This is a genomic window from Pseudoalteromonas obscura, from assembly GCF_030135505.1.
Lineage (GTDB): Bacteria > Pseudomonadota > Gammaproteobacteria > Enterobacterales > Alteromonadaceae > Pseudoalteromonas > Pseudoalteromonas obscura.
Genome location: NZ_JASJUT010000017.1, coordinates 1 through 18,865, shown reverse-complemented (window position 1 = coordinate 18,865; position 18,865 = coordinate 1). Strand labels below are relative to the sequence as shown.

Below are 18,865 nucleotides of genomic sequence, written 5' to 3'. Positions count from 1 at the left end.
AATGACAAAAATAATCATCAACTCGGTTGTTTCCATCATCGAGCAGAATAACGGTGTTGTCCAGATCACCATGGAAGACCGTGACAATAAAAATATGTTTAGCCGTGATATTTTGTCAGGGTTGATGCAAGCGTATAAAAAAATAGAGGAAAATCGAACTTGCAAAGCGGTCATTATCACCGGCTTCGACAGCTATTTTTGTAGTGGTGGCACTCAGGATAGCCTGTTGTCGTTAAATGACACACAGGGCAACTTTAGCGACGTCAATATTTATAGCTTGCCATTAGAGTGTCGGGTGCCAGTGATATCTGCCATTCAGGGCCACGCCATCGGCGGCGGATTTGTGATGGGGTTATTCTCCGACATCGTGTTGCTCAGCAAAGAGAGCTATTACACCCTCAACTTTATGAAATATGGGTTTACCCCTGGGATGGGGTCGACCTTGATAGTGCCCACCAAGCTGGGCGTGGATCTGGGCAGTGAGATGTTATTGAGTGCCAATCAATATCGCGGTGATGAATTACAACAACGCGGGGTGGGGCTGCAAGTACTGCCGCGCAAAAGCGTGCTAAGTCGAGCTTACGAACTGGCTGACTTAATCGCCCAAAAGCCGCTGCGCTCAGTCTCTCTATTGAAAAAACACCTCTGTCAGCAGGTGCGCGACAAGCTGCCAACATTTATTGAGCAAGAGCTAGCTATGCATGCTCAGACCATGCATCAACCTGAGGTGACGGACAATATTAAGCGGCTATTCGGCCAGCCAAGCTCCGCACCAGCTCGCGCATCCAATGCAATGGATAGCGCCCCGAGTGAGACCAAAGCGCACAGCGAGCGCACTGAGAGTGCAGCGCATCGTGACACTACAGCAGCATCGGTGTCTGAGCAAGATATCGCGATCGTCAGTGTCGCGGGGCGTTTTCCAGAGGCTGAAAACGTTGCTAAATTTTGGCAAAACCTGCAACAAGGCATGGATTGTGTTATTGATATTCCCGAGGAGCGAGCGGCGTTATTTGGCTCTGAAAGTGCTGCGTTGGCATGTCGTTGGGGTGGGTTTATTCACGGAGTTGATAAGTTCGATCCACTATTTTTTAAGATCTCCCCGCGCGAAGCACAGTTGATGGACCCACAAGAGCGATTGCTCTTAGAAGAGGTTTGGAACCTACTGGAAAGTCGCGGCTACACCAAACAAAAATTGGCACAACAATACGATCACAAGGTGGCAGTCTACACCGCATCTATGTATCAGCAGTATCATGCTTTTGACACCGAGCAAGATAAAAAAGCGATGGTGGCCATGTCATCGCTCTCTAGCATGGCCAACCGTATTTCTCACTTTTTTGACCTGCATGGACCAAGCATGGCGGTGGACACCATGTGCTCGGGGGCTGCCAGTGCAATTTATCTTGCCTGTCAAAACCTACTCAGTGGGGCTTGTCGGCTAGCCATTGTGGGGGCCACTAATTTATCTATTCACGGCTACAAATATCAGGCGTTAAGTCAGTCTCAATTGCTGGCTGAGCAAAGTACTGTGCGAGGGTTTGGTGAATCAGGTGGGTTTATTCCCGCCGAGACGGTCGGTGCGGTGTTATTGAAGCCTTTGCGTGATGCGATACAAGATAATGATGAAGTACTGGCCGTGATCAAAGGCGTGCATACCGACCATAAAGGCACTACGGATGGATTTAATGTCTCTGATCCCGATGCTCTAACACGCTTAATGGCCGGGTGCCTGCAAACGGCCAAAGTGACGCCCCAGCAGATACACTATGTTGAAACTTCAGTTGCGGGCGCGACGGTGTCAGACAGCGCTGAAATTCAAGCGATGAAGCAGGTGTTTTGTGACGCCCTAGGTAATAGAAAACTGCCCATAGGCACCGTTAAATCGAGTATCGGCCATGCTGAAGCTGCATCAGGGTTGACGCAGCTAATCAAAGTCGCCATGCAGTTGAAGCACAGGGTATTGACCCCTTCGATCTTGCATACGCCACTTAATCCCAAACTCGATTTAGACAATGCTCCATTTACTATCCAAGACAAGTTTGCCCCGTGGACGACAGCAGCTGAGCAGCCCAGAAGTGCGATGATCAATACCTTGGGTGCAGGTGGTTCGGGTTGTTGTATGGTGCTAGAGGAGTGTCTAACTGCAAAATCAGCAACCAAAGTAGAAGGTGTACGCCGTGATCGAGTAATGGTGTTTTCAGCGCAAAATGAGACACGTCTCAAGGAGTTGGTGACACGTCATATGGAGCATTTCAGCACGGAGCAAGACATTCATCTCGACGATTTAGCGTATACGCTGATAGAAGGCAGAGAGGCCATGCCGACTCGGTTGAGTTGTGTGGTTAACACCATAGAACAGTTACGTGAATACCTCGCAGCGTGGCTAGATGGTAAGGCACAGGCGCAGGTCTTTTTTCATGATATTGAACACACGTCGCGCCATGCATCCATTGAGCTAGACGTTGAGAACGATACTGAATTGTTAAAACAGGCCAAGTTATGGGTGCAAGGAGGACAGCTGAGTTGGGCGTCTCTTTATGGTGAGCAACATAGTGTCCTGCCTCAGATCATTGCATTGCCGACTTATCCGTTTGCGCGTCGTCATTGTTGGCTACCCAAAGCGGCGCAAAAACCATCACTGAACAGTGCACAGCAGATAGATACACCGGCTCAACCAGCATTGTCTGAAACTGATATTGCGCAGGCCAGTGATGCCAATGCGGTGCAGCCATCACATCAAACGGAAGTGGCTGAGTTAGTGGTAGAGACGGTTGGACAAATCTTAGGTCTTAGCCGTGATGAGCTACATCTGACAACGCCACTCAAAGCCTTAGGTGTCACGTCAGTGACCAAAATGTTGATAGTGTCTGCGCTTTGCGATGGTATTGAACAACTCGACGAAGCTCAAGTGGGCAGTGAGTTACTTCAAGCCGACAGTGTGTCTGATCTGATTACAGTGATTGAACGCGTGCAACCAGCACCGGCTCAGACGGTAGGGGCCAAGCAAATGCCAAGTGACCTTCCGGGCTATATCTCTCAGGCCACGAGCAGTGGTTACCGCTTTGAATACGAGAACAGCGCCACACAGTTGTTAGACGAGATTGATGAACACAGTGTGGTGGTGATCGGTGCAGGTCCGGCAGGGATCATGGCAGCGTTGAGCGCCGTGCTCAATGGGGTGGAACGGGTTTACTTGTTTGATAAACGCAAGGCCGTTGACCGGATGCAAATGGTCACCATATATCAAAACGCACTGCCTTATTTACAACGCTTTGGTGTACTGACGCAGCTTATCGAGCGCGGCACGCCGATAGCACAGCACAACTTCTTTTATACCCGCAGTGACAATGAGTCTACGCGTTATTATCAAAAAGAGATAGATGAGGCACAGTTAGCGACGACCCAACTCACAGCGGCTGGTACCTCCCATAAGAGTGCCTATGATGAGTTTGTGGGCGAGTCTGTATTGGCTATCTCTTTGGCTGATCTGCAAGATGTACTGCTGATTGCTGCACGTGAACAGGGCGTGCGTATTTACTTTAATGTGGAAGCAAAAGTGGTGCCGACAGAGCTTGAGCAAGCCAGCGTAACATTGAATAATTTACAGTTGGAGTCAACTTCCACTGTCACGCCAGAATTGGTGATCTTAGCCGATGGCGAGTGCAGTTCAAATGCGCAGGCTGTGGGGATATGTTACGACATTGAAACGTCCAATAAGGGAGAGGAGTGCTGGTATATCTATCATTGCCGTGCCGTTGGAGATAGATCAACACTTAACTACAAATTCTCTTTTGATGCTGAACAACAGTTATCAGGTTGTGCATTCGGGCTCTTTTATCCAAATCGTGATGAACTAGGTGTAGCGGTGTACAGTGCTAATGGTGAACTGCCAAGCGCAGAGCAGCTTGCACAGCGTGCGCAATTCTTCAGTGACTCACAGCAAAATTCGGTAGGAGAGGTGTTGTGGATCAGCAAACCCATAGATGTGCAATATTCACGGGCGAGTACCTTTATCAGTAAAAACATCATGCTTACCGGGGATGCGTCGGGAACGGGTTCACCTGTAGCGGGTATGGGAGCTGTACTGGCCATATCCGCCTATGCCAGTGCGACGGATGAGTACTTTAAGCTCAGAGGGCGCGACAAGCTGGCGGCTGAGCAGGCGTATAATGAGCGCCAGAGTTCATTTGTGGATGCATGGCAAGATCGCAGTTGCGATATTTGGTCAAAGATAGATAACTTGCCGAGCTCACATCAATCGACCGCGCAATCTGCGCAGCAAAATTTGGAACTGGAAACACCTCTATGAAAGTACAAGCACATGACGGATTAATGCTGGACGTTAACCTCAATCAGTTTGATAACACCAAGCCTACAGTGGTCTTCATCAATGCGCTGGGTGTCGACAGCTGTATTACACAGGCGTTGTCAGATGCCATGGTGGCGCGCGGTCATAACTTTGTGACCTGGCGACGCCGGGGGTTTCCTGGTGTATACGATGAGCGTTTTCGCGAGTATTCCGTACAGGATCAAGTTCAAGACTTAACCAGTATTGTGACCGAGTTAGCCTTGCCCTCGTTCACCTTGGTTGCGTGGTGTACGGGAATCCAAATTGCGTTGGTTGCTGCGGCACAAGAGTCATGTTTAATCGAAAAAATGGTGCTATTCAATGCGCCAAATTTCTTTAATCAAGGCACGCCGGGGCTCACGGGCGATACCATAGGTCAGGTTTGCCGCATGTTGATCCACGATGAGAAGAAGCTTGATTTTCTCCATCAAAACATCGTGGCGTATAACACCAAAAGCATGCAAGACAAATTGGCGCGTATTGATAATAAGCACTACCAACAGATGATCCAAGCACCGTTCAATAGCGGTAAAGAGGCGTTTCTACGGTTTGCCCATCTGGTCAATACCACCCACGAATTTAAGATCAGTCGCACCTTAACGGAACAGATCAGCTGCCCAACCTTCATTGTCGGTGGAGGTAACGATGATATGGTCGCCTGGCAAGAGTCCGTGGCGCTTGCCGAAATTATTCCGGATGCCGAATATAAAATTTTTGCTAATTGGGGGCATTACAATCTGTTTACCGACACCGCAGAGGTCTGCGAAGACTTAATTTTAAACGGCCATTAAACACGCGAAGTACGCACAGAAAAGCATTTAATCGTCACCACGGTGCTTGGTAAAAGCTTGGGTTTGGGGCGGTGCAAAATATTGACAGAAGGGGATCGGAGTGAGCAACCAAAAAATAGCGATCATTGGGATATCAGGAAAATACCCAGGCGCAGACAACCTAGATGAATTGTGGGAAAACCTCAAACAAGGCAAAGATACCGTCACGGAAATACCCAAAACGCGTTGGGATCACGCTTTGTATCATCAGCCAGGTAACCGGGTGTATGGTAAAAGTTATAGTAAATGGGGTGGATTCATCAATGATGTAGATCAATTTGACCCCTTGTTCTTTAATATGGCGCCAAAAGTCGCCGAGCTGACCGATCCTCAAGAAAGGCAATTTCTCCAGTGTGCCTATCACACTGTTGAAGATGCTGGATACTCGTGTGAAGGGCTCTCAGAGAGAGGGCCTGTAGGGGTATTTTGCGCGGTAGAGTACAATGAATATTTGATGTACAGTCAGGCCAATACACCGGTTTCTGCACTCAATGCTTCTATTACTAATGGGGTGTCTTACTGTTGTAATTTTACCGGTCCTAGCATGACCATTGATACCATGTGCTCGGGCTCCATCAGCTCGGTACACTTAGCGTGTCAAAGTATTTTAAACGGCGAGTGCCGTGCCGCCATCGCAGGTGGCGTCAACCTAACACTGCACCCCAATAAGTTTATTTTACATAGTGCGGGGCGTTTTTCATCGAAAACTGGGCGCTGTCATAGTTTTGGGGATAAAGCGACAGGCTATGTGGCTTCAGAAGGCGTTGGGGCTGTGTTGCTCAAACCCCTCGCTGATGCCCTCGAAGATGGTGATCATATCTATGGGGTGGTCCTAGCGACGGCCATCAACCATGGCGGCGCGTCGAGAACGTATACCGTACCAAAAGCATCTTCGCAGGCAGAGGTAATAAGCCAAGCGTTGGCAAAAACGGCGTCTGATCCCATCAGTTATATTGAGGCGCACGGTTCAGGCACCGCAATTGGAGATGTGATTGAAGTCGATGGTTTACAAAGGGCATATAACGAGGGTTATCTGGCCAAGAATGCGCAGGGCGAAGCGGCGTGTTTGATAGGCTCTATCAAATCTAATATTGGTCACTGTGAAAGTGCATCAGGCATTGCCGGATTAACGAAGGTTTTGCTGCAAATGCGCTATAAAACCATTGCCCCCTCTATTCACTCACAAACACGCAACCCCTATATTGATTTTGATAACTCTCCGTTTGACGTGCCACGTGAAGCACAGCCGTGGCAAGTTGCTGAGGGGAAAAAGCGCGTAGCGGGTATCTCAGCATTTGGCGCTGGCGGTTCAAATGCACATATGGTGGTTGAGGAGTATGTCGCAGAGACCCCCGTTGAGCAACAATCCGCATCTGTGCCAAGTTATATCGTGTTGTCGGCTAAAAGTACTGAGCAGCTGCACAGAGCGGTAAGGCGATTGCACACCACGCTTGAACACACCGGTCAGAGTGTCCACGATGTGCAGGACCTTCGCAGTATCGCCAGTACTTTGCAAGTTGGTAGAGCGCATCATGAGCACCGACTTGCCCTCGCAGCAAATTCAATGGATGAGCTTACCCAGCAACTCGCCGATGTTCTAGAACATCAATTTGATGACATTAGCAAACCGACCCAGCGCTGGTATGGAGAAATTATCAAAGGCAAAGCGTTGGATGCATTTATTACTGCCAATAATCTAGTCTATGCTGATCTCTTGTCTGAGGTGGATTGGCCCGCCTTGGTAGGGTTGTGGATCCAAGGTTACCCAGTTGACTGGCGAGCCTTATATGATGGCGCACTGCCAAACAAAGTGAGCTTACCCGGATACCCCTTTGCAAAGCAGCGTTACTGGGTACCTGACACCGATGTTGAGCGTACTTATCCACCATTAGCGCAACTTGAAGCGCTGGCTGAAAATGCAGCGCCTGTGCGCGAGCAGACGGCGTCTTATTTAAAGCCTTTGCAATCGATTATACCTTTGACCGGCAGTGAGTATTTTATCGCACAACATGTGGTCAACCAAAACCCGATCCTGCCTGGTGTGGCATATCTGGAGCTAGTAAGGGAGGCGCTTAGCACCCTATTAGAGGAACATCAGCATTACTCAATAGACAATGTAACTTGGCGTCGCCCGATGATATTTGACGGTCAGAGCAAACAGGTTGTGATTGAATTGTCTTGCCTACCGCAAACAGGGCAGCGTACGCGGTTTAGAATTTACGACTTGCTCGACCCATCCAGTGGAGACTTTTGTCGTGGGGCTATCAATTTAGGTGAGCGCGAAGCCCCCAGCAAGGTGCCTGAGTTAGCGCAGTTGCGCGAGAAGGGTAAGACGATTGAGGTCGATAAGCAGACATTCTATGGTCAGTTTTTGCAGGCTGGGCTGGACTATGGATCGGCATTTCGTGGGGTTGAGTCACTACAGCGCAGTGGATCATACGTGGTGGGACGACTGAAAGCGCAGCAGCCACAGCCGCAGCCATCTCAAACGATGAAGTGGCGCCCGGAAATACTCGACTCAGCACTGCATTGTATTTTGGGCTTTTATCTTGGCGAACAGCCCTACGTAGAGCAAGCTGACTCTCAACAAGGGCCTATGGTCCCCTTTGTGCTCAATCAAGTGAAAGAATATGCCCCCTTGCCAGAAACTGTGTGGGTCATACTGGATGCCAAACAGTGTACGGTCAGCACTCAGGTTATTGATTTGTCACTGTGTGATGAACAGGGCAATGTGTGCTTGCAATTACTCGGTTATACTGCACGGGTGATGAAGTCGTCGACACCTGTGAAAAAGGAGCTGGTCAAGGAGCGCAGACCGTCAAAAACAGAGCAAGCAGAGCCTTGTGGGGAAATCAAACTCTTGTCACCGACGTGGCAGTCACAGCCTTTCGCCGCAGCAACAACGGATAACTTTAACGGCGATACAACTTGGGTTGTTTTACTGGGCGATGCAGCACAGTGGTCTGCTCAATTGCGCGCGCGTTTTACAGGTGCAGAGGTGGTGTGTATCGATGCACCTGCCGAAGCGTCGAAGGCCTCTCTGTGTAGCGCGGATCATTATCTGCATTATGCACAAGCACTGCTGTCGGTGTTACAACAAGTCATTCAGCATCAAGGGGCCAAGCCTCAGCGCATCCAATTGGTCGCGCCACCAGGTACAGACCAGCGTATGTATGCGGGGCTGTTGCCGATGCTCGAAGCGGCCATTCACGAGCATGTGATTAAATTTGCGGATGTGATCATGGCGGACTCTAGCGCAGAGGTTGAAAAGCAGATCATACACAATGCTCACACACACAAGCCCAGTTGCATTGAACTGAAGTCGCAACAATGTGACATCAGGCGCTGGCAGGCTTTGCCAGCAGTTGAAAAAGCCGTGTCGCCGTGGCAGGAGCAAGGGGTGTACCTGATCAGCGGTGGTTTTGGTGGTCTTGGTAAAATATTTACCCAGACTATTCTTGCCCAGACCCAAACCAGTAAGGTGATCCTATGGGGTCGTGGCGAGCTGGATTTAGCGCGCCAACAGTGGCTTTCACAGTGCAATGCGCAGGGCGATAGGGTGCATTATCAAGCGATTGATCTCTCGCGATTAAACGAGGTGGAAGATGCCATTGCACAGGTGTTGGAAGAGTTTGGTCAAATCACCGGGGTTTTGCATGCCGCGGGGGTATTACAAGATGGTATGATCGTCAGAAAATCGCCACAGCATATGGACCGAGTGCTATCGCCAAAAGTGCAAGGGCTCGTCAATTTGGACGCTGCGACGCGTACATGTGAATTAAAGTTTTTTGCCTTGTTCTCATCGATCAGCAGTGTATTGGGTGCGCCAGGTCAGGCCGATTATGCGGCGGCAAACGGGTTTATGGACTGGTTTGCCCACGATAGGGCGCTGCGTGTTAAACGCGGGGAGTGCTCCGGTCACAGTGTGTCCGTCAACTGGCCGCTTTGGCAAGATGGTGGGATGCGAATGCCCCGTCATGCGATGCGCGAATTGAAAGAAACATCTGGATTAATACCACTGCCAACCGAGGCTGGGCTTGACGCGTTTTCGAGCGCGTTGGCCGCAAAAGTATCACAGGTTCTGGTCTTGTATGGCACGGGGGAAGCGTTCCAAAACTTCGCGCACCAATTGCAGGCCGTGGATGCGTATTACACCGCTGAGCAGCCAGCGCAGCGTGGAGCCGCCGCGTCTTTCAACGTGCAAGATGTTATCCGTGAAGTCAGTGATTTACTGAAAGTGCCTCAGTCGAGCATTGATGGCACAACGGCACTGTTTGATATTGGCTTTGATTCGGTCTCTATCAGTGAATTGGCGAATGTGCTGACCCAAGCGACAGGGGTAGAGTTGCCCGTTAGTGTATTTTATGACTGCACTCAAATTGATGAGCTGACCCACTACTTACAATCGCATCTATCCCAAGGCGATGAGAGCGCAACCGCGCAAGAGAGAACGGCTGTTCCCCAGCATCCCAGCGCTGCGGCGGTGGCGCCATCGCTCAGTGAAGATACCGTGATCGCGATGATCAGTGAGTTACTCAAAGTGCCAGCTTCGAGTATTGATGGTAATACGGCGTTTTCGGACATTGGTTTCGATTCGGTTTCATTGGGAGAGCTTGCCAGCCACTTAAGTCAGGCGCTGGACGTAGAGCTCTCTGCTACGTTATTTTATGAGTGTACTGTAGTGGCTGAACTGGTTGCGTATTTACAAACGCAGCTCAGCCATGCGCCGACTCAATCTCCCGCGCAAATATCTAAAACAGCGCCAAGCGCACCGTGCAATGAAGGGGATATTATTGCTGAGATCAGCGAGTTGCTCAAAGTACCCGCTGAGAGCATTGATGCGGACACGACATTTGAGCAGATCGGCTTTGACTCGGTTTCTTTGACTGAGTTGGCAAGTGCGCTCAGTGCTCGCTACGAGGTTGAGTTGTCTACCACGGTTTTCTATCAGTGCACCTGTGTTGGTGAGTTGGTTCATCATATGAATGAGTTGCTAAGTGACACGCAGCATCAAGTGCGCAGTGCGGAGCCTATTCAGCCTTCAGCGACCGTTGTTGAGTCGCAAAAAGAGGCGCGCTCAGACATAACACAAGCATTGTTGGTGTTGATCAGTGACATGTTGAAAATCGCCAAGCATGACTTCGACGTCCATACGCCGCTGGATCAGTTGGGCTTTGACTCGGTGAGCTTTGCTGAGTTAGCTCAGGCGATCAATCATCGCTACCAAGCAGAGCTGGCGCCCACGATTTTTTACGACATCAACACCGTATCCGCTCTGGCGGCTCACCTGTCTGACTCACACAGCGATGATAAAGCGCCTGTAGAATACGTCGAGAAAGTAAAAACAGTGCATTCACAACAGCCTGTCGACCCTTCGGTTAGACCGTACGCGGAGGATATGCAAGAGACTGAACAGCAAGCTCGCCACTCGACTGTTGACCAAGATGATGATTGCATCGCTATTATCGGTATGGATGGACAATTTCCTGGCGCCAGTGATATTGCACAATTTTGGGATAATTTGAAACAAGGGAAAGACTGCGTCACTGAAATACCTAAGGAGCGCTGGGATTGGCGCGATGTGTACGGTGATACCAAACAAGATCCTCGTGCCACGCGCAGTAAGTGGGGCGGATTTTTAGCTCAAATTGACCAGTTTGATGCCGGGTTTTTTGGTATTTCCTCCCACGAAGCAAGGCAGATGGACCCCCAGCAAAGATTACTGTTGCAAAGTGCTTGGCACGCAATTGAAGATGCCGGGTATGCGCCGGAATCGCTGTCAGGGTCAAATACGGGAGTGTACATTGGTATTGCGCATACCAGCGGATATGGTTCTGAAAACAATGCCAGTGATCAAGGCGAGGGCGCATCGATGGAGTTGTCTGGGCCGATCAATGCACCTTCTTTGGGGCCAAACCGGATCAGCTATTTTTTGAATTTAAAAGGCCCAAGTGAACCTGTTGAGACTGCGTGTTCGAGTGCTCTGGTCGCTTTACACCGGGCTGTCACAGCGCTGCGCAGCGGTGACTGTCGCTTATGTTTAGTCGGGGGCGTTAACGTCATAGTGACTGCACAGGGCCACATTAATTTGAGCCGTGCAGGCCTACTTAGCGAAGCGGGCCAGTGCCGTGCTTTTGCAGCCAATGCAGATGGCTATGTGCGCAGTGAAGGCGTTGCTACTGTGTTATTGAAACGCTTATCTGAGGCAAAACGAGATGGAGATAATATCCTTGCTGTGATCCGCAATAGTAAAGTGGGCTATACCGGCAAAGGAAGCGGATTTGCCGCACCGAATACCAATTCACAAGCGACATTGATCAAAGCGTGTTATGAAGAGAAAAACATTGACCCCGCGCAAGTTAGTTACGTTGAAGCACAGGGAACCGGTACTGAAATCGGAGATGCCGTTGAGTTTCAAGCGCTAACGAAGGCATTTAAGGGGGCGCAACAAGGGGGTTGTGCGCTGGCCTCGGTTAAAACCCATGTTGGACACATGGAAATGGCATCGGGCATGGCTTCTTTACTTAAGGTTGTCTTGCAAATGCAACACAACCATCTGGTTGCAAACTTGCACAGTGATGAATTGAACCCGCACATTAACATTGCACAGTCGCCATTTTATATTCCTGCAACCGCCGAGCCATGGTCACGCGGTTCACAGCGCGACCCCAAAGTGGCGGGGATCAACGCTTTTGGATTTGGTGGCGTCAACGCACATGTCATTGTTGAGCAATACCGCGCACCTGATCCCCAAAGCGCACGTCAAACACATGGCCCTTATGTCATGCTGTTGTCTGCAAAAACACAGCCGCAAATTGCGATCCAAGCGCGCAATTTACTGACTTGGCTTGCCCGCGAACCTCAGCTTGATCTGTATCGTGTTGCCTACACACTGCAAGTGGGGCGCAGTGCGATGGAAGAGCGGGTAGCTATGGTGGTCAATTCGCAAGCCGAATTTGTTGAATGTCTAACCCAAATTGCGCAAGGTGAATACAATGCGCCTGGTGTATACCAAGGCACGAGTGCGAGTTGCCCACCGATTGTCTCTATGCTGCAAAGCGACACCACGTTACAGACGGTGGTAGATGGTTGGCTGAAATCTCGTGATCTGAGTATGTTAGCGTCACTTTGGTGTAACGGCTTATCTATCGCATGGCAAAATATGTATCGGGGTGAAGTGGTGCGACGGGTAAGTTTACCGGGATACCCATTTAAAGCGACGCGACATTGGATTGGTGAATTTGAACAGCAAATCAACCAGTCGGTGGATCGCTCTGAGCAGCTGATTGCGAACACTGAGCTTGAGGAGCAGCTTTTGAGATTGGCGCAGGATAGCATGGCCGAGCAGGCACACCTGACGCTCACTGGCGCGTTGGATCTGAGTGGTTGCAGTTCAGTGGAGTTGGTGCAATGGCAGCAAAAAATTCACCAGACACTCAACATTCAAGTTACCACGCATGATTTAATGGCTGCAAACAGTATCCGTGCACTTGCCGAGCAATTAAGTGCCACTCAGGCAGGTGAGGAGCTGCAAGTTGAGCATGGCATGGTGTCACTTTCTGGTTCTGAAGGCGCAGGGCCTGCCCTGATCTGCGTACCGGCGGCCGGCGCGATGTTGAGCAGTTTCTCCCCCTTGGTGAAGCTGTTACAAGGTCGTATGCGTCTTTATGGTTTTGGCCATCGAGGGTTTCATGATTCGAGCATTGCGCACGACAGCATCCAGGCCATGGCACAGGATTATGTGACTCAGCTGTCATCGCTACCCGAGCAACAAACTATCTATTTGCTAGGGCACTCCTTGGGGGCCAGTGTCGTGTATGAAATGGCTTGTTTATTGCGCAATGAGGGTCGCAAAGTACATATCTTTATGCTGGACAGCGAATTGTACGCGCAAGGTGACATATCCTTGTCTGCGTTTTTCCAATTTTTTGTTCGCGATACACAGGTAGCAAATACACTGGCTCACAAACAAGCCCAAGGTGACGACGTGGTTACCCCACTGGCTCAGGCCTTACTCGATGAAGCTGCGGTGTCTACTGAACACAGCAAGGCGTATCTGCAGCAGATAATGCACGCCTATGCGCAGCAGATATTGATGGGATTGCAGTATGTGCCGTCGCAAAAATACGACGGTGATATTACCTTGCTGTTGGCTAAGCAAAGCCATATGGGAGGCGAAAACCGCCAACAAACGCTGGCGAAATATCGCCGCTATTGCTTACAAAACATCCCCCTAGTTTCGGTCTCAGGTGGCCATTACAGCGTATTGGAAAAAGCCAATGTAGCGGATGTTGCGCAGATCCTACGCCAGACGATCACGCCACAATTCGCAGCACAGGCTGGGGAGATAAATGATGTTTAACAATCGAAAAATGGCCGCTATAGCGCATCATTGTTGCCCCCCTAACGTGTTGACTTCAGAGCAAGAGAGCAGCTTATGTCACTAGTATTTATGTTCGTAGGGCAGGGTTCCCAACACTACAAAATGGCCGAGACACTCTATAACAACAATGCGGCGTTTCGCAATAATATGCAACGCTTGGATAGGGTTGCCATTGAAGCAGGGGGGAGGTCAATTCTCGCCAAACTATACACGAGCACAGGGCAGCTAAATCCTGTCTTTGATGAGTTGCGTTATACTCACCCCGCTATCTACATGCTGGAATATGCATTGGCGGCAAGCTTGATACAACACGGGGTTAAGCCTGATTTTGTACTGGGCTCGAGCTTGGGTGAGGTTGTGGCGGCCACCATTGCTGGGTGTATTGAGCCAGAGCAAGGCATGCGTTTTGTGGTTGAGCAAGCCGATATTTTTGAACGCTATGCTGACACAGGCGGCATGACGGCCATTCTGGCAGATCCTCAACAGTGCGGCGAGCTTAAGTTGGCGGAGCGCGGCCTTGAAATTGCTGCGCTGAACTATGATGCGCACTTCGTGGTATCGGGGTCAAACGACGCATTGACGGAGCTTGAAGCACAATTGCCGCAGTACGGACACGCATTTATGCGTTTGCCCGTCACTCAAGCTTTCCACTCCTCAAAACTCAACCGGGCAAAATCTGCATTTCTCGAGTTGTGTCAAAAGTATCGATTTTATGAACCTTCCCTGCCGTTAATCTCCAGTACCACGGGGGCGTTGGTGAAGCGAGTGGATGGCGATTATTTTTGGCAGGTGGTCCGTCAAGTTATTCAATTTCCACAGGCTGTGGCCACCGCAGAAAAACTCGGTGCCCGCCATTTTTGTGATTTAGGCCCATCAGGCACGATGGCGAATTTTGCCAAAAGGTGCCTCTCGCACCAGAGCGGGTGTGAGATCACTGCGTTACTTAACCCTTTTGCAGCAACTTTGGATTTATTCAACGAGTTGATAGCAACATATTCGCATTCAGAACAAGGTAATAAAAATATGAGCATGACAAACACAGCAATCGACCCAGCCACCAAAGTGTATATGTTTCCAGGCCAAGGTGCTCAACAAGTGGGCATGGGCCGAGAGTTATTCGATAAATACCCTCAGTTAATTCGCGCTGCAGATGAGATTTTAGGTTATTCAATCAAAGCGCTATGTTTGAATGGGCCGGTCAGTAAGCTGGGCAACACACAATATACGCAGGCTGCATTGTATACGGTCAGTGCATTGAGCTATTTAGATAAAATCGCCAATGAAGCTGAACCCGACGTGGTTATGGGACACAGCTTAGGTGAATTCAACGCTCTCTTTGCCGCGGGGGTATTCAGCTTTGAAGATGGCTTGAGGTTGGTGAAAAAGCGGGGTGAGTTGATGGCGCAAATGTCCGATGGCGGGATGGTCGCGGTGATGAAATGTGCGCCAGAGGTGATCCAGAAAGTGATGGATACCGCACACATCAAAGATATTGACTTTGCCAATTACAACAGTCCTTCACAACTGGTATTAGCAGGGCCAAAAGACAGTTTGGCACGCTTAACCTTGGGCTTAGAAGAGGAAGGCGCTGCGGTTGTGCCGCTGAATGTCAGTGCGCCGTTTCACTCTCGTTATATGGCACAAGTACAGCGCCACTTTGCAGACTATTTAACACAATTTTCATTTGCCACTCCCAACAAGGTCATTATTTCAAATGTGCATGCTCAGCCATATGATGTAGCGCAGCTGAAACAGTGTCTGGCAATGCAGATCTCTTCTCCAGTGCGCTGGTGCGATAGCATAGAATATTTGTTACATAAAGGAGTGAGCAATTTTCATGAAGTGGGCCACGGCCAAGTACTGACAAATTTATTGGCAAAAATTCAAACTGCCTGGACAAGTACACATGGCACATCAGTAAAGAGCAAAGAGTCTACCTCTGTGCCAGCAAATGGAGCGCGCCCGATTCATACTGTGGCACCACTTACTTCACGACAGCTTGGCTCTGAACACTTTAAGAAAAAATATGGCTTGCAATATGCCTACGCAACGGGGGCGATGTACAAGGGCATTGCCTCAAAGGCGCTGGTGATCCGTATGGCGAAGGCTGGATTTTTATCTTTCTTTGGCACTGGTGGGCTAAGTGACGAAAACATTGCACAGAATATTGACGAGATCCAACAGGCCCTTGGCAGTGCTACGACGGTTGGGATGAATCTGGTGTGTAACTTGGCAAACCCGGACAAAGAAATGCGTACGGTTGAACTGTTTATGCGCAAGGGGATCACTGTGATTGAAGCCGCTGCGTTTCTCAGTGTTACCCCCGCTTTGGTACGTTATCGCCTACAAGGTCTGAGCCGAGATGCCCACGGCAATGTGCGTGCGACGAATCGCATTATGGCTAAGATCTCTAGACCAGAAGTCGCCGAGCAATTTTTGAAACCCGCTCCCGCTCATGTGGTTAAAAAATTACTCGAGCAGGGGTTGGTGAATCGTGAACAAGCCGAGCTGGCGAAAACCATTGCGATGGCGGACTCACTTTGCGTCGAGGCGGATTCAGGCGGACACACAGATATGGGTGTGTTGTCGGTAATTCTGCCTACCATCATTAGGCTGCGCGATCGGGTTGCCAACGAGTATAACTACCGAGCACAGATCGATGTCGGTGCAGCAGGCGGTATTGGTACGCCAGAGTCAGCCGCATCTGCGCTGATGCTTGGTGCAGACTTTATTTTAACTGGTTCAATTAATCAATGTTCGCCAGAGGCGGGCACCAGCGATGAAGTGAAAGCGCTGCTGCAAGACGCCAATATTCACGACACGCGATATGCCCCAGCAGGCGATATGTTTGAAATTGGTGCAAAAGTTCAGGTGTTGAGAAAAGGCGTCTTTTTTCCAGCCAGAGCAAACAAATTGTATGAGTTGTGGCAGCGTCACCAAGGGTGGCACGAGGTAGATGCAGCGACCCGAGATCTGATAGAGAAGAAATACTTTAAGCGTTCTTTTGATGCCGTGTATCAAGAAACGTGTGAGTATTACAACAAAGCGAAGCCGCAAGAGATAGTGCGCGCCGAAAAAGACAGCAAGCATAAAATGGCCTTAGTATTTCGCTGGTATTTCATTCATACCAATCGCATTGCCATCAGCGGTGCTGCCGATAAAGTGGACTATCAAATTCACTGTGGTCCGTCCCTTGGGGCGTTCAATCAATGGGTTAAAGGTACCCGATTTGAGGCGTGGCAAAACCGTCACGTTGATGAAATCGCACACTTGTTATTGGATGGTACCGCAGAGTATATGACGCAAAAATATGCGCAATTGATGACTCGCGCGGAGCTGCCTAAACAAGGTGCAGCAGTGCCTGAGGTGGCATTACAAGATTAGAAACTGGTTGCCTTAATTACGGCACACAACCCTGTAGTTTATAGATGAGACGAGTATTCAAGGATAATAAGAATGTCGACAATTTCACATAAAGATATCGCAATTATTGGTATGGCGTGCCGGTTTCCCAAAGCTGAAGATTATCATCAGTACTGGGAAAACCTTTTGGCTCAGAAAAGCTGTATTTCTGATATTCCACATACCAGATGGGATTGGAGACATTACGATGGCGATCCACTCGTCGAAGTCAATAAGAGCAATTCACGATGGGGTGGGTTCATCGACAAAGTGAACTGTTTTGACTACCGTTTTTTTGGTATTTCTCCTTCCACTGCACAGGCAATGGACCCGCAACAACGGATCATGCTAGAACTCTCATGGGCATGTATGGAAGATGCTGGGGTGGTACCGCAATCGCTGGCTGGTCAAAACGTGGGGGTGTATATTGGGGCGTTTAACTTTGATTATAAAGAGCTGTTAGAAAAACACGAGAGGCCCATAGAGGCCTATCAGTCTACTGGCACCGCCAATGCCATTATCGCCAATCGGATCTCACACTTTTATGATTTTAATGGGCCGAGTGTGACTGTGGATACCGCGTGTTCGGCGTCGATGAACGCGGTACACAGTGCTATGCAATCCCTGCAATTAGGGGAGACAGATTTGGCGCTGGCCGGTGGTATCAACTTGATCTTGACCCCCACGCGACACATTTCATTTTCAAAAACCGGGATGTTGTCTCCGAGCGGCCAGAGTAAATCATTTGATGCCGGCGCTGATGGTTATGTGCGCAGTGAAGGGGCCGGACTGATTTTGTTAAAACCCCTGGCGGCTGCATTGGCAGACAACGATCAGATCCACGGCGTGATAAAAGGGGGGGCGGTCAATCACTGTGGTAAAACCCATACGTTGACCTACCCAAGTTATCAAGCGCAAGCGCAGGTTATCTCACGTGCAATGCACAATGCGCAGGTGACTCCAGATTCGATGACCTACATCGAAGCTCATGGCACCGGGACACCAAAAGGTGATCCGATAGAGATCCAGGGACTTCAGCATGCATTTCAACACAGCACCGACACCCAGTACTGTGCCATTGGCTCGGCCAAGTCTAATATCGGTCACCTTGAAGCGGCTGCGGGCATTGCTGGGATCATCAAAGTCTTGCTTTCCATGCGAGCCGGTGTACTACCGGGATTGGCGAATTTTAAATCGCTCAATCCGCGGATCACATTGGATGACTCGCCGTTTTATGTACTGCAAAACGCTCAACCGTGGCAACAGCGCACCGACAGTCAAGGTTTTTTGCTGCCGCGGCGTGCAGGCGTCAGTGCATTTGGCTTTGGTGGTACCAATGGACATATTGTACTGGAAGAAGCCCCTGCACGGGCGCAGCCAGCACCGCCAAAAGCGGCACAATCCCCCTATATATTTGTGTTTTCGGCCAAAACCGAGGCCAGTTTGCAGGTGCAACTGACCAAGATGCACGCTTGGTTGTCAGGTCAAACTACCTTGGTGTTAGCGCAGCTTTGTGCCAACTTGTACAGGCATCGCACGCACTTTAGTAAACGGGTTGTGGTAATAGCCAGTTCACAAGCTGCGCTGTTAGCGAATTTACAAAATGCCATCGCGGCGGTTGCTGAGCAGTCATACGGTCAGCCCTTTCATAGTGAGCACCAGAAGGTTGAGCAAGTGTATGACCAAGCGGCGCAGTGGTTACAGGGTGTGGACATCGAACACCATCAGGTTATTCCGGAACTGACGCAGCATATCAGCTTGCCCAGTTATGCCTTCGAGCCATCAGAGTGCTGGTTTGAGTCGTTACCTGAGGCTGACGATCTAGTACGGCATGAGCCAAAAGCGGCGACATCAGAAATTACCGTGCAGCATGCAACGCAAGGAGAGAATATGGAAGGGGGA

The 18,865-nt window shown here is 49.8% G+C and carries 5 protein-coding genes; all 5 read left to right on the top strand.

The features are described 5' to 3' along the window. Position 1: 1 nt before the first annotated feature. Complete coding sequence (locus QNM18_RS25285; RefSeq protein ID WP_284138780.1) at positions 2 to 4,309, top strand: polyketide synthase; 4,308 nt, start codon at positions 2 to 4, stop codon at positions 4,307 to 4,309. Beyond that, positions 4,306 to 5,139: an alpha/beta fold hydrolase gene (locus QNM18_RS25280; protein WP_211013252.1), complete on the top strand. Its 834-nt coding sequence runs from the start codon at positions 4,306 to 4,308 to the stop codon at positions 5,137 to 5,139. Before QNM18_RS25285 ends, QNM18_RS25280 begins: the two co-directional genes overlap by 4 nt. A gap of 100 nt (positions 5,140 to 5,239) precedes the next feature. Further along, positions 5,240 to 13,540: an SDR family NAD(P)-dependent oxidoreductase gene (locus QNM18_RS25275; RefSeq protein WP_284138779.1), complete on the top strand. Its 8,301-nt coding sequence runs from the start codon at positions 5,240 to 5,242 to the stop codon at positions 13,538 to 13,540. Between the two features lie 75 nt (positions 13,541 to 13,615). After that, positions 13,616 to 16,945: an ACP S-malonyltransferase gene (gene fabD / locus QNM18_RS25270; protein WP_284138778.1), complete on the top strand. Its 3,330-nt coding sequence runs from the start codon at positions 13,616 to 13,618 to the stop codon at positions 16,943 to 16,945. 72 nt (positions 16,946 to 17,017) lie between these two features. Beyond that, positions 17,018 to 18,865 (top strand): type I polyketide synthase (locus tag QNM18_RS25265; RefSeq protein WP_284138777.1); only part of this gene is annotated, 1,848 nt, incomplete at its 3' end.